Annotated in this window: 16 protein-coding genes; 3 read left to right on the top strand and 13 right to left on the bottom strand. The window is 65.3% G+C overall.

Annotated features, from left to right (window positions below; all coding sequences use genetic code 11):
- The first annotated feature begins 51 nt into the window (after positions 1 to 51).
- Positions 52 to 516, top strand: coding sequence for a GNAT family N-acetyltransferase (locus tag FDN03_RS01380; RefSeq protein WP_138173364.1), 465 nt, complete (start codon positions 52 to 54; stop codon positions 514 to 516).
- 238 nt (positions 517 to 754) lie between these two features.
- Here the strand turns inward: FDN03_RS01380 and FDN03_RS01385 are convergent, their stop codons facing one another.
- The 11 genes from FDN03_RS01385 to pdhA form a co-directional block, all read right to left on the bottom strand.
- On the bottom strand, positions 755 to 2443 hold the full coding sequence (locus FDN03_RS01385; RefSeq protein WP_138173366.1) for an ABC transporter ATP-binding protein: 1689 nt from the start codon (positions 2441 to 2443) through the stop codon (positions 755 to 757).
- The gene (locus tag FDN03_RS01390; RefSeq protein WP_249354169.1) at positions 2440 to 3579 is read right to left on the bottom strand and encodes an ABC transporter permease; all 1140 of its coding nucleotides are present in this window, start codon (positions 3577 to 3579) and stop codon (positions 2440 to 2442) included. The genes FDN03_RS01385 and FDN03_RS01390 overlap by 4 nt, the downstream gene beginning before the upstream one ends.
- Before the next feature lie 55 nt (positions 3580 to 3634).
- Complete coding sequence (locus tag FDN03_RS01395; RefSeq protein ID WP_138173368.1) at positions 3635 to 5152, bottom strand: ABC transporter permease; 1518 nt, start codon at positions 5150 to 5152, stop codon at positions 3635 to 3637.
- 141 nt (positions 5153 to 5293) lie between these two features.
- A complete protein-coding gene (locus FDN03_RS01400; RefSeq protein ID WP_138173370.1) occupies positions 5294 to 7090 on the bottom strand; it encodes an ABC transporter family substrate-binding protein in 1797 nt (598 codons plus the stop codon).
- A 455-nt stretch (positions 7091 to 7545) separates the two neighbouring features.
- Entirely contained in the window at positions 7546 to 9177 is a 1632-nt protein-coding gene (locus FDN03_RS01405) for an ABC transporter ATP-binding protein (protein ID WP_138173372.1), read from the bottom strand.
- A 2-nt stretch (positions 9178 to 9179) separates the two neighbouring features.
- Complete coding sequence (locus tag FDN03_RS01410) at positions 9180 to 10154, bottom strand: ABC transporter permease (RefSeq protein ID WP_138173442.1); 975 nt, start codon at positions 10152 to 10154, stop codon at positions 9180 to 9182.
- Positions 10155 to 10185: 31 nt separating this feature from the next.
- Positions 10186 to 11112, bottom strand: a complete 927-nt coding sequence (locus FDN03_RS01415; RefSeq protein ID WP_138173374.1) for an ABC transporter permease — start codon at positions 11110 to 11112, stop codon at positions 10186 to 10188.
- A 184-nt stretch (positions 11113 to 11296) separates the two neighbouring features.
- The gene (locus tag FDN03_RS01420; RefSeq protein WP_138173376.1) at positions 11297 to 12940 is read right to left on the bottom strand and encodes an ABC transporter substrate-binding protein; all 1644 of its coding nucleotides are present in this window, start codon (positions 12938 to 12940) and stop codon (positions 11297 to 11299) included.
- Between the two features lie 198 nt (positions 12941 to 13138).
- Positions 13139 to 14536: a dihydrolipoamide acetyltransferase family protein gene (locus FDN03_RS01425; RefSeq protein WP_138173378.1), complete on the bottom strand. Its 1398-nt coding sequence runs from the start codon at positions 14534 to 14536 to the stop codon at positions 13139 to 13141.
- Complete coding sequence (locus FDN03_RS01430; RefSeq protein WP_138173380.1) at positions 14533 to 15537, bottom strand: alpha-ketoacid dehydrogenase subunit beta; 1005 nt, start codon at positions 15535 to 15537, stop codon at positions 14533 to 14535. The genes FDN03_RS01425 and FDN03_RS01430 overlap by 4 nt, the downstream gene beginning before the upstream one ends.
- Positions 15534 to 16655, bottom strand: coding sequence for a pyruvate dehydrogenase (acetyl-transferring) E1 component subunit alpha (pdhA, locus tag FDN03_RS01435; RefSeq protein WP_138173382.1), 1122 nt, complete (start codon positions 16653 to 16655; stop codon positions 15534 to 15536). The genes FDN03_RS01430 and pdhA overlap by 4 nt, the downstream gene beginning before the upstream one ends.
- Positions 16656 to 16806: 151 nt before the next feature.
- Between pdhA and FDN03_RS01440 the strand changes: the two genes are divergently transcribed.
- Positions 16807 to 17331, top strand: a complete 525-nt coding sequence (locus FDN03_RS01440) for an Lrp/AsnC ligand binding domain-containing protein (RefSeq protein ID WP_138173384.1) — start codon at positions 16807 to 16809, stop codon at positions 17329 to 17331.
- 193 nt (positions 17332 to 17524) lie between these two features.
- On the opposite strand, the gene FDN03_RS01445 is transcribed toward FDN03_RS01440, so the two are convergent.
- Positions 17525 to 19147 carry a sodium/solute symporter gene (locus FDN03_RS01445; RefSeq protein ID WP_138173386.1) on the bottom strand — a complete coding sequence of 541 codons (1623 nt, stop codon included), beginning with the start codon at positions 19145 to 19147 and terminating at the stop codon, positions 17525 to 17527.
- Positions 19148 to 19492: a DUF485 domain-containing protein gene (locus FDN03_RS01450; protein WP_054821422.1), complete on the bottom strand. Its 345-nt coding sequence runs from the start codon at positions 19490 to 19492 to the stop codon at positions 19148 to 19150. It abuts the gene before it with no gap.
- A 198-nt stretch (positions 19493 to 19690) separates the two neighbouring features.
- Here FDN03_RS01450 and FDN03_RS01455 point away from each other — a divergent pair, with 198 nt between their 5' ends.
- Positions 19691 to 20872 (top strand): histidine kinase, encoded by a 1182-nt coding sequence (locus FDN03_RS01455; RefSeq protein WP_138173388.1) that lies wholly within the window; start codon positions 19691 to 19693, stop codon positions 20870 to 20872.
- The last annotated feature ends 45 nt before the right edge of the window (positions 20873 to 20917 follow it).

The following is a 20917-nucleotide window of genomic DNA, read 5'->3' on the forward strand; positions in this document are numbered from 1 at the left end:
GATGCCGTATCGACCGATGCGGTCCCCGTTTCAAGACGAAAGGCTGTTCTCGTGCATCTACGTGAAGTGCGCCCTTCCGACCTCGACGACTTCTTCGCCCACCAGCAGGAGCCGGAGGCCAACCTGATGGCTGCCTATCAGGCGCGCAATCCCTCGGACCGCTCGGTGTTCAACCACCACTGGTCCTCCATCCTCAATGACCCCAAGGTCATTGTGCGCACCATCGAGCACGAGGGCGAGGTGGCCGGGTCCATCCTGGTCTTCGAGCATGAGAAGACCCCGGAGATCAACTTCTGGACCTCCAGCAAGTTCTGGGGCAAGGGCATCACCACCAGCGCCGTGGATGCCTTCCTCGCCGAATACACCAAGCGTCCGCTGCTCGCCCACGTGGTGCAGGACAACCTGGGATCGATCAAGGTCCTGGAACGCCGGGGCTTCAAGCTGGTGGGCACCGAGGATGTCTTTTCCAACTCCCGCGCCGAAGTGGTCACCGAAAACGTCATGCAGCTGGACTAGCTGCCCGCCGCGCGCCAACGACGCCGCGCCGGCCACCACCGGGTGAAACAGGACGTGCCGCCATCGCGGCTCCTGTTTCACCCGGTGCTGTTTAACCCCAGAACGGCCATTGCACGCCTGGGGCCCCCGCGACCCTCGCCGTCGCGGGGGCCTTTACCGTCGTTGGCATAAAAAGAGCCTGCGGCACCCGTCCCCCCAGGACCGGGCACCGCAGGCAGTTCGGTTCACCGCTGCGCGGCTATGACTTGTTCAGGATCCGCCACGCTGCACGGCGTTCGGCCTGCTGGTGCGGGTCGGGCACCGGGGCCGCGGCCAGCAGGCGGCGGGTGTAGTCATGCTGCGGGGCGTGCAGCACATCGGTGACCCGGCCCTGCTCCACCGCCTTGCCGTTTTGCATGACCACCACCGAATCGGCCAGCATGTCCACCACCGCCAGGTCGTGGCTGACGAACAGGCAGGCGAAGTTGAAGTCGCGCTGCAGATCCTGCAGCATCTCCAGCACCACGGCCTGTACCGAGACGTCCAGCGCACTGGTCGGCTCGTCCGCGATCAGCAGCTGCGGGCTGAGCGTCAGCGCCCGGGCAATGCAGATGCGCTGGCGCTGCCCGCCGGAGAGCTCGTGCGGGTAGCGGTTGATCACGTTGCGCGGCAGCTTCACCGCGTCCAGCAGCTCCTGGGCGCGCTTAATCCGCGAGGCCTTGTTCCCCACCTTGTGCACCACCATCGGCTCGGTGATGCACTCACCGATCGGGAAGCGCGGGTTCAGGGAGGCGGCCGGGTCCTGGAAGATCACCCCAATGGACTTGCGCACCTCCCGGGCCTGGCGCGGGGAGAGCTTGGGCAGGTTGTTGCCCTGCACCAGCAGGCTGCCCTCGGCGACCGGCAGCAGGCCGAGCACCGCCTTGGCCACCGTGGATTTGCCCGAACCGGACTCCCCCACGATGCCCAGCACCTCACCCTTGGCGATGTCGAAGGAAACTCCCTCCACCGCCCGGTACTTGGTGCCGCGCATGTCGTACTCCAGGACCAGGTCCTTGGCCTCCAGCACCAGTTCCCGCCCGGGTCGGGCACCCTGGCTGGCATGGGTTTCCGCCGCGTGCGAGCCGGTGCCGTTCAGCGAGAATTCGCGCAGCTTGGGCACGGCGGCCAGCAGCCGTTGCGTGTATTCGTGGCGGGGGCTGAGCAGCACCTGGTCCACGGTCCCGGTTTCCACCAGGTTTCCCTGGAACATCACCGCGACCCGGTCGGCCATGTCCGCGACCACGCCCATATTGTGGGTGATCAGCAGGATGCCGGTGTTCAGCCGGTCCTTCAGTTCGCGCAGCAAGTCCAGGATTTCGGCCTGCACTGTCACATCCAGCGCCGTGGTCGGCTCGTCGGCGATGATCACCTTCGGGTCGCAGGAAATCGCCATGGCGATGACGATGCGCTGGCGCTGGCCGCCGGAGAACTGGTGCGGGTACTGGCGGATACGGCGTTCGGGGTCCGGGATCCCCACCATGCTCAGCAGTTCCACCGCCCGGGCGGTCGCCTCCTTGCCGTAGGCGATTCCGTGCAGCTCCAGCGCCTCGGTCAGCTGGCGCTCAACGGTGAGCACCGGGTTCAGGGCCGTCATCGGCTCCTGGAAGACCATGGCGATGTCGGTGGCGCGCATCTTGCGGATCCGTCCCTGGTCCAGTCCCACCACGTTGACGTTGCCCACCCGGGCCGCTCCGCTCACGTTCGCGTTGCCCGGCAGCAGCCCCATGGCCGCGGTGGAGGTGACCGACTTGCCCGAACCGGACTCGCCGACCAGCGCCACCACTTCCCCGGGACGCACCTCAAGGCTCAGCCCCTTCACCGCATGCACGTCACGGCTCTCGGTTTCGAAGGTGACCTTCAAGTCCTTGAAGCTCAGTGCGTAGTTTTCGCTCATCTCGGTGCTCATGCCTGCTCCTTCCGGATCTTCAGCGACAGTCGGCGGCGGCGTGCCCTAAAGGTCTGGCGCGGGTCGAACGCGTCGCGCAGCCCGTCACCGAGGAAGTTCACGCTCAATGCGATGGCCACGATGATCATGCCCGGCCACCAGAACAGCCACGGGCGGGAGGTGAACGCGTTCTGGTATTGGCTGATCAACAGGCCCAGCGAGGACTCGGGCGCCTTGACCCCGAAGCCCAGGAAGGACAACGAGGACTCAAGCAGGATCGCCCCGGCAATCGCGAAGGTCGCGTTGACCACGATCACCCCGATGGTGTTGGGCAGCAGGTGCTTGAAGACCACCCGGCCGGTCTTGGAGCCCATGGCCTGGGCGGCGGCGACGTACTCGCGTTCCCGCAGGGAGAGCACCTCGCCGCGCACCAGGCGGGCCAGGCCCGTCCAGGTCACCAGGCCCAGCACCAGGGCCAGGGTGATGATCGAACCGGAGGAGGCGCCGGCCATTTGGCCGAGCACTGCGGCCAGCACCAGCAGCGGGATCACGATGAACAGATCGGTCAGGCGCATCAGCACCTCATCGACCCACCCACGGAAGTAGCCGGCGATCGCGCCGACGATCGAGCCGATGAAGGTGGAGACCAGGCCCACCACCACGCCAATGATGATGGACTTCTGGGTCCCGTTCATCACCAGCGCGAAGTAGTCCTTGCCAATTGAATCCTGCCCGAACGGGTGCTCCCCGATCTGGAAGCCGGAGCCACCCAGCCAGGTGGGCAGCAGGCTCATCGTCGGCTTGCCGCCGTTGACGACTTCTCCGGCATTCAGGTAGGACTGGCCCCACCAGCCGGGAATCGGTCCGTAGCCGATGGAGGTGAACGCCACGACGGTAATGAGGATCAGCACCGCGGAGGAGATCATGGCCGGACGGTGGCGCATGCAGCGTTCCAGGACAATGCGTCCCTGGCTCTTGGACTGCTCGTCGTTGCGGGAGAGCTTGGCGTCCTCCACCTCGGCGATCGAGGTGAGGTTTTGCTCCAGCGGATCCTCAATCGGCTCGCTGCCATGCAGCTGCTCGCCGGTGGTCACGTCATCCGGCATCGGTTCGCGCGGCAGGGAGCCCTGACGCTCGGTGTCATTGGTGTTGCTCATGGTGTGTCCTTCGGTGTCCCACCCTGAATTTCTATGCTTTGCCATCTGATCCGTCCTATACGCGAATGCGCGGGTCAAGCAGCGCGTAGACGATGTCGGCCAGCAGGTTGAACAGGATCGCGGCGGTGCCGGTCACCAGGAAGAAGGCCATCACCGGGTTCGGGTCCACGGCGCGCAGCCCGGTGGTGAACATTTCGCCCATGCCCTTCCAGCCGAACACGGTTTCGGTGATCACCGCGCCGCCGATCAGCCCGGCGAAGTCGAAGGCCGCGATGGTGGCGATCGGGATCAGCGCGTTGCGGAAGGCGTGACGGAAGATCACGGTGCGTTCGGCCAGGCCCTTGGAGCGCGCGGTGCGGATGTAATCCTGCTGCTGCACCTCAAGCATCGAGGAGCGGGTGTAGCGCGAGTAGCTGGCCAGGGAAATGATCGCCAGCAGGATGGTGGGCAGCAGCAGCTGGGTGCCATTGTCCAGGAAGTGGTCCCAGAACCCGCCCTCCAGGTTCGGGGTCGAGGAGCCGATCGTGGAAATGGGGCGGGACTTGATCTTCATGAATCCCGGCCAGGCGCGGAACAGGTGGTCGATCACGGTCAATGCGGCACCGGTGAAGCCCACCAGCATGCTGACGCTCATCGCCGCCTTGCGCAGCCGCCCGCCCATCATCCGGCCAATGACGGCCGGCAGGGCCAGGGCCAGGATCAGGCCCAGCAGCAGGACCCAGACGTTGGGTTCCAGCAGCAGGTTGAAGCTGGCGTAGTAGATCACCAGCACCAGTGCGGTGGTGATCAGTGCCGGGTACAGGACGCGGCGTTCCTTCAGGCCCACGCTCATGGCGGTGGCGCTGAGCGCCACCAGCCCGGTGAGCACCACGATGACCGCCGGCCCCATCTGCGGGTAGCGGTAGAAGTTCAGCCACAGGGAGTACTGCAGCATCAGCGGCACGAACACGGCGGTGACGACCAGGGTCAGTCCCCGGCGCTTGAGCGAGCCGCCCAGCAGCATTTGCAGGATCACACCGGCGATGATGCCGATCAGTATGGAGGTGCCCAGCGTGATGTGGGGCGCGGCGATCCAGTTGTTGAATTCGATGGCCATGTAGTTCTTCAGCAGCACCGCGGCCCAGAATACCGGCAGGGAGAAGAAGAGGAAGGTCAGGAAGGTGACCAGGTAGTCCAGGCCCGAGTACTGGCGGACCGCGGTCAGCACACCGATGGCGATGCCGACGATGGCCGCGATGATGGTGGCCAGCACCACCAGTCGCAGGGTCGAGGAGGCGGCGTTGGACAGCAGTCCGGAGACCTCGATGCCGTTGATGTTCCGGCCCAGGTCACATTGCCCGATCAGGCAGCGGGAGGCACCGGCTAGCCAGCCCAGGTACCGGCCGTACCAGGGTTGGTCCAGCTCCATGTACTCGATGCGCTGCTGCATGAGAAATTCGCGGTTGTCGGCGTTGGACTCCCGAAGATCGCCCAGGGGGTCACCGGAATTGATGACCAGGATGTACAGCAGCAGTGAGGCGCCCAGCAGCACGCCCAGGGCGGAGGCCAGTCGCTTGAGGATGTATTTCAGCACGGTGTGTTTACCTACTCTCTACGGCACCGTGAACGCTGTGGGCAGCCGGTGGGCTGGCCGCGGGCATGCTGTGGGGCCCGACCGATGGGTCGGGCCCCACAGGCGTTCAGCGGTTGGAGTCAGCTAGCGGTCCGGGGACTGCTACTCTGCTCGCACCCACTGTTCGGCGTTCCAAACAATGCCGCTCTGGGTGGCGGTGAAGCGGACGTTGTCGATGTCGGAGCTGGCTGCGTTCAGACCCGGGTGGGCGAACAGCGGGATGCCGTACAGCTCATCCCACAGCAGCTTTTCGATCTTCTTGGTCTGCTCCAGGTGCACGGCCGGGTCCAGCGATCCGGCCAGGGTCTCCCATGCCTGGTCAACTTCCTTGTTGGAGAACTTGCCGTAGTTCTGCGGCTTGCCGGTGGAGTAGATGTTCTGGCCCGAGGAGATCTGGCCGGAACCGGCCCAGGCGAACAGTGCTACCTCGTAGTCACCACGTTCCTGGGTACCGCCCGGGGCGAAGAACTGCGGATCACCGGCGTCCTCGACCTTGAAGCCCGCCTTGTCACAGGAGGACTTGATCGCTGCCACCTCGTTGGTGCGGCGTTCGTTCGGCGAGGAGTAGCCGATGCGCACCTTGGTGCCCACCGCGTCGTTGTCCTCCAGGATCTTCTTGGCCCCGTCAACGTCCACCTCGTCGTAGCGGCCGTCATAGGCTGCATCGACCACTTCCTGGTAGTTCTCCTGGAAGGGGAAGACCTCGCGCAGGTTCATCACCTTGGCGTCCGGGTTCAACGGCTTGATCAGGTTGTCCACGATTTCCTGGCGCGGAACGCACATGGCGAAGGCCTTGCGCAGTTCCGGATCGGTCATCGCGTTGCCATCACGGAAGTTGAAGTCCAGGTGCTCCCAGGTCAAGGTGTCACCCGTCAACACGGTTACCGAATCCCCCAAGGCCTCCAGCTGGGTCAGGGTGTCCACGGTGGGCTGCGGAGCAATGACGTTCAGGTCCTGGTTCTCCAGCGACTGCACCATGGTGTTGTCGGCGGAGAAGCGGAAGGTGATGTTCTTGGTCGCTGCCGGGGTGCCGTAGTAGTTCTCATTGGCCACCAGGGTCACCGACTCACCGGCCTGCCAGCTGTCCAGCTTGTAGGGGCCGGAGGACGGGATCAGCGCCTCGTCGGGCAGCTTGCCCGGGTCGGTGTTCCATCCGGTGTTCCAGAACTCGGCGGCCTTCTTCAGCGCCTTGCCGTCGCCGTTGCGCACGGCCTCCACCATTTCCTCGGTGGACATGCCGCCCTGCTTGGCGACCACGTGGGCCGGGCTGACCATCCAGGTCTGGATTTCCCAGTCCGGATCCGGGGCCTTGAAGGTCACGGTGAACTTCTTGCTGTCCGGTTCGCCTTCAGGGCCCTTGGGGACGGTGTCACCCAGGTCCTGGGAAACCGAGTCGAACAGGGCCTTGTCCCCGTCCTTCAGGTTCGGGTTCTGGATGGCCCAGGCCAGCACCGCGTCCGCGGTGGTGATCGGGGTGCCATCGGACCACTTGGCATCATCGGAGATGGTGTACTCGATGGTCAGCGGGTCGTCGCTGACCTTCTCGTAGGATCCCAGGTCCTCGTTGGCGTAGATCTTTCCATCGGTGCCGAAGTAGGAGAAGCCCGAGACCAGGCGGTCGGTGATGGCCGAGTTGTAGGTCGAGTAGGTCTGCGGAGTGAAGCCGTTGTAGCTAATGAACTCCGGTGCACCCACGCTGACGGTGATGGTGTCGTCCTTGGTGGTGATGTCACCCAGGTCGGCCAGGCCGGTGGTGCTGGCGTCGCCGCCGCCTCCGCCGTTCTGGGTCGCCGACCCGCTTTCCTGCGGTGCATCGGATCCACCCGGTGCACAGGCCGACATGGTAAAGGCCAAAGCAGCGCCCAGCGCTACGGCCTTCGAAACGCGTTGAAAGCGCATTTCGCCTCCTTGAGATGATCGAGCAAACGGTGAAGAACCCTCGGTTCCATGTGGAATACATCACACGATGGATTCCGTTGAGCAATAGACTAGCGGGTTTTTGGGTCCTTGGATATAAAAAGAGCGCTTCAGATTCCGCGTGAGCCAGCTCTCGTAACGCGGTGTTATGCGCCATAGTTACCCACCCGTATCGTGACGCGGCTCTCATATCCGCGAGAAATCAAGGAACTCTTTCACATTGGGAAAATTCAATGGGAACGCGTTAGGATGCGCCCAACCTCAAGGAATTGCTTTATAACATTTTTGCAACATCTGCTTCAGGAGGTAAGAATCCGAAGCATTTCCTGAATTTGCGTCTTGAACGACGAAAACAGGCGCCACCGATCCCAGATGGGATCGGTGGCGCCTGTTCGTGACGGAACCCGCGCACCGCGGGCCCGCGGCCCTGGCTGCGGCTAGATCAGGGTCGCCCCCGGGATCGCGCCGAGCAGGTTGCGGGTGTACTCGGTCTTGGCATCGTTGAAGATGTCATCGGCCGTGCCCTGTTCAACGATCTGCCCGCGCTCCATGACGCAGACGTGGTCGGCGATCTGGCGCACCACCGCCAGGTCGTGGGTAATGAACAGGTAGGTCAGCCCCAGCTCGCGCTGCAGCTCATCGAGCAGCTCCAGCACCTGGGCCTGGACCAGCACGTCCAGGGCCGAGACGGCCTCGTCGCACACGATCATCTCCGGCTGCAGGGCCAGGGCACGGGCGATGGCGATGCGCTGGCGCTGGCCACCGGAGAGCTCATTCGGGAAGCGGTGCATGGTCGAGGCCGGCATCGAGACCTGGTCCAGCAGTTCCTTCACCCGCTTCTGCCGGCTGGCCGAGTTGCCGATCCCGTGGATGCGCAACGGTTCCTCGATGGTGCGGTAGATCGAGAACATCGGGTCCAGGGACCCGTAGGGGTCCTGGAAGATGGGCTGGACCCGGCGACGGAACTTGAACAGTTCCTTCTCGCTGAGCTTGCCCATCTTCTCACCGTCGAATTCGATCTCCCCGCTGGTCGGCTCCAGCAGGTTCAGCACCATCTGGGCAATGGTGGACTTGCCCGACCCGGATTCGCCCACCACTGCGGTGGTGGTGCCGCGTGGGATCGAGAAGGAGACCTTGTCCACCGCGGTGAACTTGTCCTTGCGCCCAAAACCGCGGCGGATATCGAAGACCTTGGTCAGGTCCGTGATCTTCAGCAGCTCATCCTTCGCCTTGGCTCCCGCCCCCTCGGAGGGGTCCACCCGCTGGCTAGCCAGGGATGGGGCCTTGGCGATCAGGCGCTTGGTGTACGGGTGCTGCGGATTGCGCAGCAGCTCCAGGGCCGGGCCGGATTCAACCACCCGCCCCTTGTACATCACCACAACCTTCTCGGCGCGTTCGGCGGCCAGGCCCAGGTCGTGGGTGATCAGCAGCACCGCGGTGCCCAGTTCGCTGGTCATGGTGTCCAGGTGATCCAGGATCTGCTGCTGCACGGTCACGTCCAGCGCGCTGGTCGGTTCATCGGCGATCAGCAGCCGCGGACGGCAGGCCAGGCCAATGGCGATCAGCGCACGCTGGCGCATGCCGCCGGAGAACTCGTGCGGGTACTGCCCGGCACGGGTTTCCGGGTCCGGCAGCCCGGCGTCGGCCAGCACCTGGGAGACCCGTTCCTTCGGGTTCTTCCCGGCCAGGCCGTTGGCCTTGAGCGTCTCGCGCACCTGGAAGCCGATCTTCCACACCGGGTTCAGGTTGCTCATCGGGTCCTGCGGGACCATGCCGATCTGGTTGCCGCGCAGCTGCACGAAGCGCTTCTCGCTGGCCTGGGCAATGTCCTCCCCATCGAAGAGGATCTGCCCCGAGGAGACCTTGCCGTTGCCCGGCAGCAGGCCGATGGCCGACAGCGCGGTGGTGGACTTGCCCGAACCGGACTCGCCTACGATTGCCACGGTCTCCCCCGGCATGACGGTCAGGTTGGCATCGCGTACCGCGTGCACCGGCCCGTCCGGGGTGGAGAAGGTGATGGCCAGGTCCTTGATTTCCAGCAGCGGCTGCGGAGTTTGGGTCTCAGCCATGACTAGGCCCCCTTCCGGGACTTGGGATCCAGCGCATCACGCACGGCATCGCCGAGCATGATGAAGCTGAGCACGGTGGCGGAGAGGAACAGTGCGGGCCAGAACAGCACCCACGGGTTGTTGCGCAGCTGGGTCTGGGCTGCGGCGATATCGTTACCCCAGCTCATCACGTCCGGCGGCAGGCCAATGCCCAGGAAGGACAGCGTCGCCTCGGCCACGATGTAGATGCCCAGGTTCACGGTCGCGATCACGATGATCGGGGCCAGCGAGTTCGGGATCACGTGCTTGACCAGGGCGCTGAACTTGGACAGGCCCAGGGCCCGGGAGGCCTTCACGTAGTCGGCCGCCCGCGATTCGATGACCGCACCGCGGGCGATGCGGGCCACCTGCGGCCAGCCGAAGATCGTCAAGGTCACGATCACCGTCCACACGCTCTTGTTCTCGCGGAACGCCGGCAGCTGCATCACGATGATGGCGCCCAGGATCAGCGGCAGGGCGAAGAAAATGTCACCGATGCGGGCCAGCACCGCATCCAGCCAGCCGCCGTAGTAGCCGGCCAGGGCGCCAATGGAACCACCGATGATCACCACGAAGATCGTGGTCATCACGCCCACCAGCAGGGAGGCCCGGGTGCCGTAGATGACGCGGGAGTAGATGTCGCAGCCCTGGAAGTTGAAGCCCATGGGGTGGCCTTCGGTGGCCGGGGAGTTGGAGTTCATCAGATCGCACTGCAGCGGGTCGTTGCCGGTGAGCACCCCGGGCAGCGCGGCGACGAACAGCACCGCCAAAATCATGATGACCGAGATGATGAACAGCGGCTGCTTGCGCAGCGAACGCCAGGCCTCGGCCCACATGGACAGCGGCTTGCTGGTTTCCTCCACCGCGTCAACGGCCTTCAGCGGCGTTTCGTCCAGCGGGGCGACGTAGTGCGGGATGTGGTACTTGGAGACCTTCCCGGCCCGGCGGTTGGGTTCCATGCCGCCGGAGGCATTAGTTGGTGTGATGTTCTCAGGCATAACGGATCCTCGGGTCAAGCAGGGCGTAGAGCAGGTCAACGATCAGGTTGGCGAGCACGAACACGATCACCAGCACCCCGACCACGGCCACCACGGTGGGCGTTTCGCCCTTCTGGATCGCCTGGTAGAGCAGGTGGCCCACCCCGGGCACGTTGAAGATGCCCTCGGTGACGATCGCGCCGCCCATCAGGGCACCGAGGTCGGCGCCCAGGTAGGTGACCACTGGGATCAGCGAGTTGCGCAGGATGTGCACGGTGATCACGCGGTTGCGGCTCAGCCCCTTGGCGGTGGCGGTGCGCACGTAGTCGGCCTGCTTGTTCTCAATGATCGAGGTACGGGTCAGGCGCAGCACGTAGGCGAAGGACACCAGGCCCAGCACCACGGCCGGCAGGATCAGCTCATCCCAGCGCGCGCCCCCGGAAACGGTTGGCTTGGCCCACTGCAGTTGCACGCCCACCACGTACTGCAGCACGAAGCCCAGCACGAAGGTCGGCACGGCGATCACGATCAGCGAGGCGATCAGCACGGTGGAGTCGAAGATCTTGCCCTTGCGCATGCCGGCGATGACGCCGAAGATGATGCCGAAGACCGATTCGATGGCCAGGGCCATCACGGCCAGGCGCGCGGTGACCGGGAAGGCCCGGGCCAGCACGTCGCGCACTTCCTGGCCGGAGAAGGTGGTGCCCAAGTCGAAGGTCACCAGGCTCTTGAGGTACAGGGCATACTGCAGCCAGAACGGCTTGTCCAGGTTGTACTGGGCGCGCAGGGCGGACTCTACCGCCGGGGACATCGGCTTACCGCCGGACAGCGCCTGGATGGGGTCACCAGGGGTCGCGAAGACCAGGAAGTAGACCAGCAGGGTGGCACCGAGGAACACCGGTATCAGCTGCAGGAACCTTCGTAGCGTAAATGTAATCATGGCTGGGTCTCACTCCATGATGCGGTAGGGCACTGGGCCATTGTCTTTCCTCATTTCCGTCGGATATTGCCGGACGCGCAAGCTTGGTGAAGTGACACGTCAAAGGGAGACCCACACGCAGGAGGGTCTCCCTTCGCCGTGCACAAGCACCCGAACCGCTTCCACGGCTCAGGCCACTCGCGAATTACTTGCCGGTGATCTCGTAGTAGAGCGGCACGCCGTTCCACCCGAATTCGACGTTGGAGACGTTGTCGCTCCAGCCGCCCTGGACTGCCTGGTACCACAGCGGGATGGCCGGCAGGTCCTTGAACAGGATCTCCTGGGCTTCGTTGAAGATCTTCGCGCCGTCCTCGGGGGTCTTGGCGGCCAAGCCCTCCGAGAGCTTCTGGTCGAATTCCTTCGAGGAGTAGTCGCCGTCGTTCGAGCCGGCGCCGGTGCCGTACAGGGCTCCGAGGAAGTTGTACAGCGACGGGTAGTCGGCCTGCCAGCCGGTGCGGAAGCCGCCCTTCATGTCCTTGGCGGTGACCTTGTCACGCAGGGCCTTGAAGGAGGTGAACGGCTCCGGAGTGGCGTCGATGCCCAGGTTGTTCTTGATCTGGTTCACCACGGCCTCGACGTATTCCTTGTTGCCGGCACCGTCGACGTTGTAGCCGATGGACAGCGAAGCGCCAGACCATTCATTGATCTTGTTCGCTTCCTCCCACAGCTTCTTGGCTTCGTCCACGTTGAACTCCAGCACCTCGCTGCCCGGAATCGAGTCCGAGTAGCCTTCCAGGACCGGGGCGGTGAATTCCTTGGCGATGACCTTGTTGCCGAAGTAGATCTTGTCGATGATCTGCTGGCGGTCGATCGCGCGGGAAATCGCCTGGCGACGCAGGTTGCCTTCCTCGTCCTGGCCAAAGTGGTCGATGTAGTTCGGGATGGTGATGGTCGCGTTGCCGGCGTACGGCGAGTTGACCGAACGGTCCCCGAGGTCATCCTGGAACTGCGCCAATGCGCTTGGCGGCACCTGGTCCAGCACGTCGAGGTTGTTCGACAGCAGGTCCTGGTAGGCCGACTCGGTGGACTGGTAGACCTTGAAGTCGATGCCGGCGTTCTGCGCCTTGCGCGGACCGTCGTAGCTCTCGTTCGGCTCCAGCTTCAGGTTGACGTCGTGGTTCCACTCGGTCAGCTTGTACGGGCCGTTGCCCACCGGCTTCTCACCGAAGGCCTTGGGGTCGTCATACGCGGCCTCCGGCAGCGGGTAGAAGGCGGTGTAGCCCAGGCGCAGCGGGAAGTCGGACTCCGGCTGGCTCAGTTCCACGGTGAAGGTGTGGTCGTCCACAACCTTCAGCCCTTCCATCTCGTCGGTCTTCGCGTCCTTCTTGATGACCTCGTCGTAGCCCTTGATGGACTCGAAGAAGTAGGAGTTCAGCTGCGCGTTCTTCGCTGCGGCGCCAAAGTTCCAGGCGTCGACGAAGGATGCCGCGGTCACCGGGGAACCATCGGAGAAGGTCTGGCCTTCCTTGATCTTGATGGTGTAGTTCTGCGAGTCCTCGGTCTCGATCGACTCGGCGATCTCGTTGACGACCTTGCCGTCAGCGTCGTAGCTGACCAGGCCGGTGAAGATCATGTCCATGATGCGGCCGCCACCAACTTCGTTGGTGTTGGCCGGCAGCAGGCCGTTCTGCGGTTCGGTGGTATTAGCGCTAATGACCTTCGAGGTGTCGCCGCCGCCCTCAGCGGATCCGTTGCCACCTTCGTCGGACGAGCCACCACCGCAAGCGGTTAGGGTTAGCGCCAAGGCCGCGGACAGCGCCAGCGCCTTGGATGCCTGCGAGTATCGCATCCTATTTCTCCTCAACTTTGAGTTGCAGTTCGCTACAACGAACAGTCTGTGTCCCACGGCACTAGTGAGCCGCAGCACTAGTGAAAGACGTTACAGCAAACATTCCGAAACAACTAATGAACATTCACATATTTTGCGGATTGTTATCCGCCTGATATGCACACATGGGAAAATGGCGCCAGCGTCACGGTCCCGCGATTATCTGAAAAGGTTGATCAGCCCCGGATTTTCCAGCACCCCTCCGAGGTCCGCGAGGAACTGGCTGCCCTCCTTCCCGTCGATCAGCCGGTGGTCGAAGGACAGCGCCAGCGTGGTCGTGTGGCGCAGCGCCAGCTCGTCCCGGTACTCCCACGGACGGCGCTTGATCTGCCCCACGGCGAGGATTGCCGCTTGACCCGGCGGCAAAATGGGTGTACCGGCATCCACGCCGAAGACTCCCACGTTCGTGATTGAGAACGTACCGCCGCTGAGCTGCGCCGGGGACAGCGTCCCGGCCCGGCCCTGTTCGATGATGCCCGACAGCGCCTCGGCCAGCTCGCCCAGTGACAGGCGCTGCGCGGCCGGCACCACAGGAACCAGCAGTCCCCGGTCGGTGGACACCGCCATCCCCAGGTTCACCGAGCCGCGTTCGATGATCTGCCCGTTCTCCCCGTCCCAACTGGCGTTGATGGAGCGGTGGGTAGCCAGCAGCCGGGTGCTGACCAGGGCCAGCAGGGTCGTGAAGTTCACGTGCTTCCCCCGCAGGCTCGGGTGCTGCTTGAGCTGCTCGATCAGTTCCAGGCTCGCGGTGACATCCACGGTCAAGAACTCGGTGACGTGCGGGGCGCTGAAGGCGGAGTCGACCATCGCCTTGGCCGTCGCGCGGCGCACGGCACTGATCTTCACCACCCGGTCCTCGTCCTGTGCCCCGGCCGAGGGCGCGGGCGGCTGTCCCTGCGCGCCGGCGGGCTGCTGCCCGGCGGTGGCCTGTGTCCCGCGGGCGGCCAGCGCCGCCTCCACGTCGGCCCGCACGATCAGCCCGTCCCGGCCGCTGCCGGTCACCTCATTCAGGTCAATGCCGTGGTCCCGGGCGAACTTGCGCACCGGCGGGGTGCTGCGCGGCACCGTGGACCGCGCGTCCAGGTCCAGGACTTCACCCGCGCTCTCTGCCGGCGTATTCGGGGCCGCGGCGGCCGGGGACTCCGGTTCGGGTGCGCTCCGTCCCGGCGCCTGGGTGGTTCCCGGCCCGCGCCGGGCCTTGCGGGCCGGACGCTTGCCGGTGGAGGGTTCGGCGCCGTAGCCGACCAGGGTCGGGGTGCGCTTCGCCGTCCCGGACCCGTCCGCGCCGGAGGGAGCCTGGCCAGCGCCCCCGGCCCCGTCGCCGAAGGTCACCAGCGGGCTGCCCACCGGGACCACTTCCCCGGCCTCGGCGTGGATCTGCTCCACCACTCCCGAGTACGGGGAGGGCAGCTCAACCACGGCCTTGGCGGTTTCCACCTCGGCGATCACCTGGTTCAGCTCCACCTGCTCGCCGACCTGGATCTTCCAGTTCAGCACCTCGGATTCGGTCAGTCCTTCGCCCAGGTCGGGCAGCTTGAAAATCTGTGTGGCGTTCATAGGGCACTCACCTGGTGGGCGGATTCGTTGCGGCGCATGACGGTGTCCACGCCGGTCAGGATGCGATCCAGATCCGGCAGGTGGTGTTTCTCCAATCGTGAGGGCGGGTAGGGGATGTCGAAGCCGGTGACCCGCACCGGGGTGTGCTCCAGGTAGTCAAAGCAGCGTTCGGTGATCTGGGTGGCGATTTCCGCCCCCATACCGGCGGTCGGGCCGGCCTCGTGCACGATCACGACCTTGCCGGTGTGCTTCACCGACTGAACCACGGTGTCCATGTCCAGCGGGTCCACGCTGCGCAGGTCAATGACCTCCAGGCTGATCCCCTCATCCTCGGCGGCCTGCGCCGCCTCGGTGATGGTGTACACCGTCGGCCCGTAGCCGATCACCGTCGCGTCCTGTCCGGGACGAACGATCTTTGCCTTCAACGGACCGGGCTCGGCCGCCTCCCGCTCGATCTGGGCGCTTTCGTGGTAGCGGCGCTTGGGTTCAAAGAAGATCACCGGGTCATCACTGGCGATCGCGTGGCGCAGCATCGAGTACGCGTCCTGCACGCTGGAGGGGGCATAGACCCGCAGCCCGGCGGTGTGCGCGAAGTAGGCTTCCGGGGATTCGGAGTGGTGCTCCGGTGAACCGATGCCCCCGCCGTACGGGATGCGCACGGTGACCGGCATCTTCACCCGGCCCCGGGAACGGTAGTGCATCTTGGCCAACTGGGAAACCAGCTGGTCAAAAGCCGGGTAGGTGAACCCGTCGAACTGGATCTCCACCACCGGGCGGTACCCGCGGTAGGCCAGCCCGATCGCGGCGCCCACAATCCCGGATTCGGCCAACGGGGTGTCGATCACCCGCTCGGCCCCGAACTCGTCCTTCAGCCCGGCGGTCACCCGGAACACCCCGCCCAGGGTGCCGATGTCCTCACCCAGCAGCACCACCTTGTCGTCCTGGCTCATCGCATCGCGCAGTGAGCTGTTCAGCGCCTGGATCATTGAGCTGCGGCTCATCGGCCCTCCCCCGTCTCGAAGCCTTCAAGGTATTGCAGGTAGTCATGCTCCGCCTTGGCCAGCGGGGCGTGCTCTTCCGCGTACACGTGCGCGAACAGCGCGGCCGGGTGCGGGTCGGGCATCGAGGTGATCGCCGCGCGCAGCTGCGCGGCCAGCTCGTCCGCGGCCTGCTCCCCGCGGGCCACGTACCCGGCCACGTCGGCGCCGAGCACCTCCAGGTGCCGGGTCAGCCGGTCGATCGGATCCTTCTGGCGCCATTCGGCCAGGTCCTGCTCGGTGCGGTAGCGGGTGGGGTCATCGGCGGTGGTGTGCGGTCCCATCCGGTAGGTGACCGCCTCGATGAAGGCCGGGCCGCGTCCGGAGCGCACGTGTTCCAGCGCCGCGCGGGTCACCGCCAGCACCGCCAGCACGTCGTTGCCGTCCACCCGCCAGGCGGCCAGGCCGAACCCGGCGGCTCGGTCGGCCAACTGGGTGCGGGTCTGCAGGCCCACCGGTTCGGAGATGGCCCAGTGGTTGTTCTGGCAGAAGAACAGCGCCGGGGCCTGGTAGCTGGCGGAGAAGACCAGCGCCTCGTTCACATCGCCCTGGCTGGTGGCCCCGTCCCCGAAGTAGCCCAGGGCCACCTGGTTGCCGCCGTCGAACTTGATGCCCATCGCGTAGCCGGCGGCGTGCAGCGCCTGCGCGCCGATCACGATCTGCTGGCAGGCGATGTTCACCTCGTTCGGGTCCCAGCCGCTGGGGGTCACCCCGCGCCAGACGCTGAGCAGGTCCTCGGCCTTCACCCCGCGCGCCCAGGCGACCCCGTGCTCGCGGTAGGAGGGAAAAATGAAGTCGTCGTCGTTGGTGGCGCGCACCGAACCGATCTGCGCGGCCTCCTGGCCCAGCAGCGGGGCCCACAGCCCCAGTTCTCCCTGGCGCTGCAGGGCGGTGGCCTCTACGTCCATGCGGCGCAGCACCATCATGTCGCGCAGCAGTTCGCCCAGCTTCTTCTCGTCGACATCCGCCAGGTACTGATCCAGGTCGGCATCGGGTTCTCGTTCACCGTTGACCTTGAGCAGCTGGTGCGTGGGTAGGCTCCCAGCCACAAGATCCATGCGTTGTGTGGACACGATCGGCATCCTTAATCTCGCGTGGTCACTTGGGAAGTGCAGGGGGCATCTTCCCGCTTACTGTGATGCTACTCACAAGATGCAGGATGCACAATGGGTCACCGGCAGTTAGCGCACAATGCACTATTTTTGGGATCCGAACGGTGCTAACCTGCACCTTATGCAAGCCCTTGATTCAACCGACCGCCGGATTCTGCTGGCCCTGTCCTCCGTTGCCCGGCGCAGCGCCTCGGCGATCGCCGCCGCCCTGGGAATGGGACGCAATACGGTGCAGAGCCGGCTCAGCCGGCTGGAGGGCGAGGTGCTGGATCCGATGGACCGGCGCATCCCGCCGGCGGCACTGGGCTTCGGGCTGCTCTCCTTCGTGGAACTGCACGTGCAGCAGCGCCACCTGGGCACCATCACCGAACAGCTGCGCCAAATCCCGGAGGTCATCGAGGCCCACGGGCTGACCGGGTCGGCGGACATCCTGGTGCGGGTGGCCGCGGCAAATGCCGAGGAGCTGTTCCGGGTGCACGGCCGGCTGCTGAACATTGAAGGGGTGCAGCGCGCGGACTCGGCCCTGTCGATGGCCGAGCTGGTGCCCTACCGTACCACGAAGCTGATCGAGATGTCCCTGGGAGAACACCGCAGCGGCGCCGAAACGGCCGGGGACGGGCAGGGCCGCTGCGGGAAACCGGCCTGAGCACCATCACGGTGCGTCCCCTTCCCCCGCAGCTGCCCTGGAATCTTCCCGCTGCGCTCCAGCTTGTCCCACTTCAAATATTTGCGGGCCTTAGCGCAACGCAAAAATCCTCCGGAAGGAACCGCTAACTGGTTCTTCCGGAGGATTTCTGGTGTTTTTTGGACCGCGCCCCACGGGACGCCGCCGGTGTTCGCTAGTGGTCCACGGCCTTTTCGGCCCCGACCCCGGTGAGCGAACGGACTTCCATTTCGGCGGCCTTGACCGCGTCCTCGGTGCCCTTATCGGTAATCGAGCCGATCCAGCCCAGCAGGAACGCCAGCGGGATGGAGATGATGCCCGGGTTGGACAGCGGGAAGATCGCCATGTCGATGCTCGGGATCATCGAGGTCTCCGAACCGGAGAACACCGGGGAGATGATGATCAGGCCCAGGGCCGAGAACAGGCCACCGTACATGGACCACAGGGCCCCGCGGGTCTTGAAGCCCTTCCAGAACAGCGAGTACAGGATGGTCGGCAGGTTGGCGCTGGCCGCGACCGCGAAGGCCAGGGCCACCAGGAAGGCCACGTTCTGCCCCTGGGCACCGATGCCACCGGCGATGGACAGCACGCCGATCACCAACACGGTGCGGCGGGCCACCTTCATCTCCTTCTGCGGGGTGCTCTTGCCCTTGGCCAGCACCGAGGAGTAGATGTCGTGGGCGAAGGATGCCGCCGCGGTGATGGTCAGCCCGGCCACCACGGCCAGGATGGTTGCGAACGCGACCGCGGAGATCAGACCCAGCAGCAGGGTGCCGCCCAGTTCGTAGGCCAGCAGCGGGGCCGCGGAGTTCACGCCGCCCGGGGCCGCGAGGATCTTGTCCGGTCCGATCAGCGCACCGGCGCCGTAGCCCAGCACCAGGGTGAACAGGTAGAAGGCACCGATCAGCCAGATCGCCCAGACCACCGACTTGCGGGCTTCCTTCGCGGTGGGAACCGTGTAGAAGCGCATCAGCACGTGCGGCAGGCCGGCGGTGCCCAGCACCAGGGCCAGGCCCAGGGAGATGAAGTCCAGCTTGCTGGTCTCGCTGACCCCGTACTTCAGGCCCGGGTTCAGGATCTCGGGGTTGTTCGCCACCTCGGCGGCGGTGCCCAGCAGCTCGGAGAAGTTGAAGCCGAACAGCGCCAGGGTCCAGATGGTCATCACGAAGGTACCGGCAATCAGCAGGCAGGCCTTGATGATCTGCACCCAGGTGGTGCCCTTCATGCCGCCGACCAGTACGTAAAGGATCATCAGCGCGCCGACGACCACGATCACCAGGGACTGGCCCAGCTTCTCATCGATGCCCAGCAGCAGGGAGACCAGCGCACCGGCGCCGGCCATCTGCGCCAGCAGGTAGAACACGCACACCGCCAGGGTGGAGACCGCCGCGGCGATGCGCACCGGGCGCTGCTTCAGGCGGAAGGAGAGCACGTCGGCCATGGTGAACTTGCCGGTGTTGCGCAGCAGTTCGGCGACCAGCAGCAAAGCCACCAGCCAGGCGACCAGGAACCCGATGGAGTACAGGAACCCGTCGTAGCCGTTGATCGCGATTGCCCCGACAATGCCCAGGAACGAGGCGGCGGAGAGGTAGTCACCGGCGATGGCGGTGCCGTTCTGGGTTCCGGTGAAGGACCGGCCGCCGGCGTAGTAGTCGGCCGCGGTCTTGTTGTTCTTGCTCGCCTTGAGCACGATCACCAGGGTTACCCCGACGAAGCCGGCGAAGATCGCAATATTCACCCACGGGTTGCCCACCGTGGTCTCGCTGGCCGCCTGGGCCAGGATCATCGATGCGGACATCTACTTAACACCCTTCTTTTCCAGGCGTTCGCGGATCTTGGTCGCCTTGGGGTCCAGCTTGCTGTTGGAGAACCGCACGTAGGCGGCGGTGATGGCGAAGGTGGAAACGAACTGCAGCAACCCGAGCACGATGCCCATGTTGATGTTGCCGAGCACCTTGATGGACATGAAGTCGTGGAAGTAGTCCGCCAGGATGACATAGGCGAAGTACCACACGAGGAAAAAGATGGCCATGGGGAACACGAAGCTGCGATGTGTCTTGCGCAGCTCGCCGAACTCTTCAGAGTTCTGTTCCGCGACGAAGTCGACCTCGGTGGCGACGTCGTGTTGCGGGTTGGAGCTCATTGCTCTCCTCCTTGGATTCTGTACGCGGTGTGACCACTGCCACACACACGATGTGACTGACTTCACTATGCGTGATCCCCCGCGCGCCCGGTAGTAGCCGGCGCCCCATGCATGGCCAGCGGTCAAGATCATGCGCCCAACGGCACACCCGGGCGCGACGAACGGTCGGCCGGGCGGCGCAGTGATTAGGATTGAGGCATGTCAACAGCCTTGGAGATCACCCTGATCGTCACCGTGGCGTCCATCGGGATCGCCATCGTGGGGTTCCTCGGCTTCCGGATTTCGCGCTCCACCCGGGAGATGGGCACCGACGCCGAGCAGGCGACCTTCCAGGCGCTGCACCACATGTCAGTCGCCGTCCCGCACCTGGCCGAGGGGCTGAACGAGGTCAGTGCCGCCAAGGCGGCCCGGACGCTGCGCAAGCTGCTGGGCTGCCAGGGCCTGGTGATCTCCGATACCGCCACCGAGCTGGGCGTTGAAACCAGCCAGGCCCTGCCCGAGCCGGTGCTCGCCGAATTGCGCGGCACCGTCAAGGACGCGATCGCCACCTCCAAGACCCAGGTGAACAAGCTGCCGGGCACCACCCTGGTCAGTGCCCCGCTGCTGCGTTCGGGCACCCCAGTCGGTGCGGTCAGCGCCGTGCACGCTCACGCCGGTGCCGGGTTTGTGCGCGCCGTCTCCGAGGTCGCCACCTTCGTTTCGGCCCAGCTGTCCCTGGCCGAGCTGGACGCGTCCAAGGCGATGCTGCTCGAGGCCCAGGTCCGGGCGCTGCGCGCCCAGATCTCCCCGCACTTCATCTACAACTCGCTGAACGCGATCGCCTCGTTCATCAACACCGATCCGGCCCGCGCCCGGGAACTGGTGATCGAGTTCGCGGACTTCACCCGCTACTCCTTCCGCCGCCGCGGGGACTTCACCACCCTGGCCGAGGAGTTGGAGGCGATCGACCGCTACCTGCTGCTGGAAAAGGCCCGGTTCGGGGAGCGCATCCGGGTCTCCCTGCAGATCGCCCCCGAGGTGCTGCCCACCCAGATCCCGTTCCTCTCGCTGCAGCCGCTGGTGGAAAACGCGGTGCGCCACGGCCTGGAGGCCAAACCCGACGGCGGGCTGATCTCCATCACCGCCACCGACGAGGGACAGTACGCGATGATCCAGGTCGAGGACGACGGGGCCGGGATGGACCCGCAGAAGCTCTCCAGCGTGCTGGCCGGAACCACCACCAACCTGCACGTGGGGCTGCGCAACGTGGACGTGCGGCTGCGCCAGATCTACGGGTCGGGCCACGGACTGGTGATCGACACCGCCCCCGGAGCCGGCACCCTGATCACCTTGCGCATCCCCAAGTTCGTGCCGCTGCCCGACGCGGAGATCGGCGCGTAGCCACGGCGGTAGGCTCGGCCCCCAACCGGCCCCTGGCCCAACGGG

It is taken from the genome of Glutamicibacter sp. V16R2B1, from assembly GCF_005774635.1.
In the GTDB taxonomy this organism is placed as follows: domain Bacteria; phylum Actinomycetota; class Actinomycetes; order Actinomycetales; family Micrococcaceae; genus Glutamicibacter; species Glutamicibacter creatinolyticus.

Excerpts from the sequence above, each read along its gene's own strand:
- FDN03_RS01385 (WP_138173366.1), bottom strand. The coding sequence starts at position 2,443 with ATGAGCACCGAGATGAGCGAAAACTACGCACTGAGCTTCAAGGACTTG.
- FDN03_RS01390 (WP_249354169.1), bottom strand. The coding sequence starts at position 3,579 with ATGAGCAACACCAATGACACCGAGCGTCAGGGCTCCCTGCCGCGCGAA.
- FDN03_RS01400 (WP_138173370.1), bottom strand. The coding sequence starts at position 7,090 with ATGCGCTTTCAACGCGTTTCGAAGGCCGTAGCGCTGGGCGCTGCTTTG.
- FDN03_RS01405 (WP_138173372.1), bottom strand. The coding sequence starts at position 9,177 with ATGGCTGAGACCCAAACTCCGCAGCCGCTGCTGGAAATCAAGGACCTG.
- FDN03_RS01410 (WP_138173442.1), bottom strand. The coding sequence starts at position 10,154 with ATGGAACCCAACCGCCGGGCCGGGAAGGTCTCCAAGTACCACATCCCG.
- FDN03_RS01415 (WP_138173374.1), bottom strand. The coding sequence starts at position 11,112 with ATGATTACATTTACGCTACGAAGGTTCCTGCAGCTGATACCGGTGTTC.
- FDN03_RS01420 (WP_138173376.1), bottom strand. The coding sequence starts at position 12,940 with ATGCGATACTCGCAGGCATCCAAGGCGCTGGCGCTGTCCGCGGCCTTG.
- FDN03_RS01425 (WP_138173378.1), bottom strand. The coding sequence starts at position 14,536 with ATGAACGCCACACAGATTTTCAAGCTGCCCGACCTGGGCGAAGGACTG.
- FDN03_RS01430 (WP_138173380.1), bottom strand. The coding sequence starts at position 15,537 with ATGAGCCGCAGCTCAATGATCCAGGCGCTGAACAGCTCACTGCGCGAT.
- pdhA (WP_138173382.1), bottom strand. The coding sequence starts at position 16,655 with ATGCCGATCGTGTCCACACAACGCATGGATCTTGTGGCTGGGAGCCTA.
- FDN03_RS01440 (WP_138173384.1), top strand. The coding sequence starts at position 16,807 with ATGCAAGCCCTTGATTCAACCGACCGCCGGATTCTGCTGGCCCTGTCC.
- FDN03_RS01445 (WP_138173386.1), bottom strand. The coding sequence starts at position 19,147 with ATGTCCGCATCGATGATCCTGGCCCAGGCGGCCAGCGAGACCACGGTG.
- FDN03_RS01450 (WP_054821422.1), bottom strand. The coding sequence starts at position 19,492 with ATGAGCTCCAACCCGCAACACGACGTCGCCACCGAGGTCGACTTCGTC.
- FDN03_RS01455 (WP_138173388.1), top strand. The coding sequence starts at position 19,691 with ATGTCAACAGCCTTGGAGATCACCCTGATCGTCACCGTGGCGTCCATC.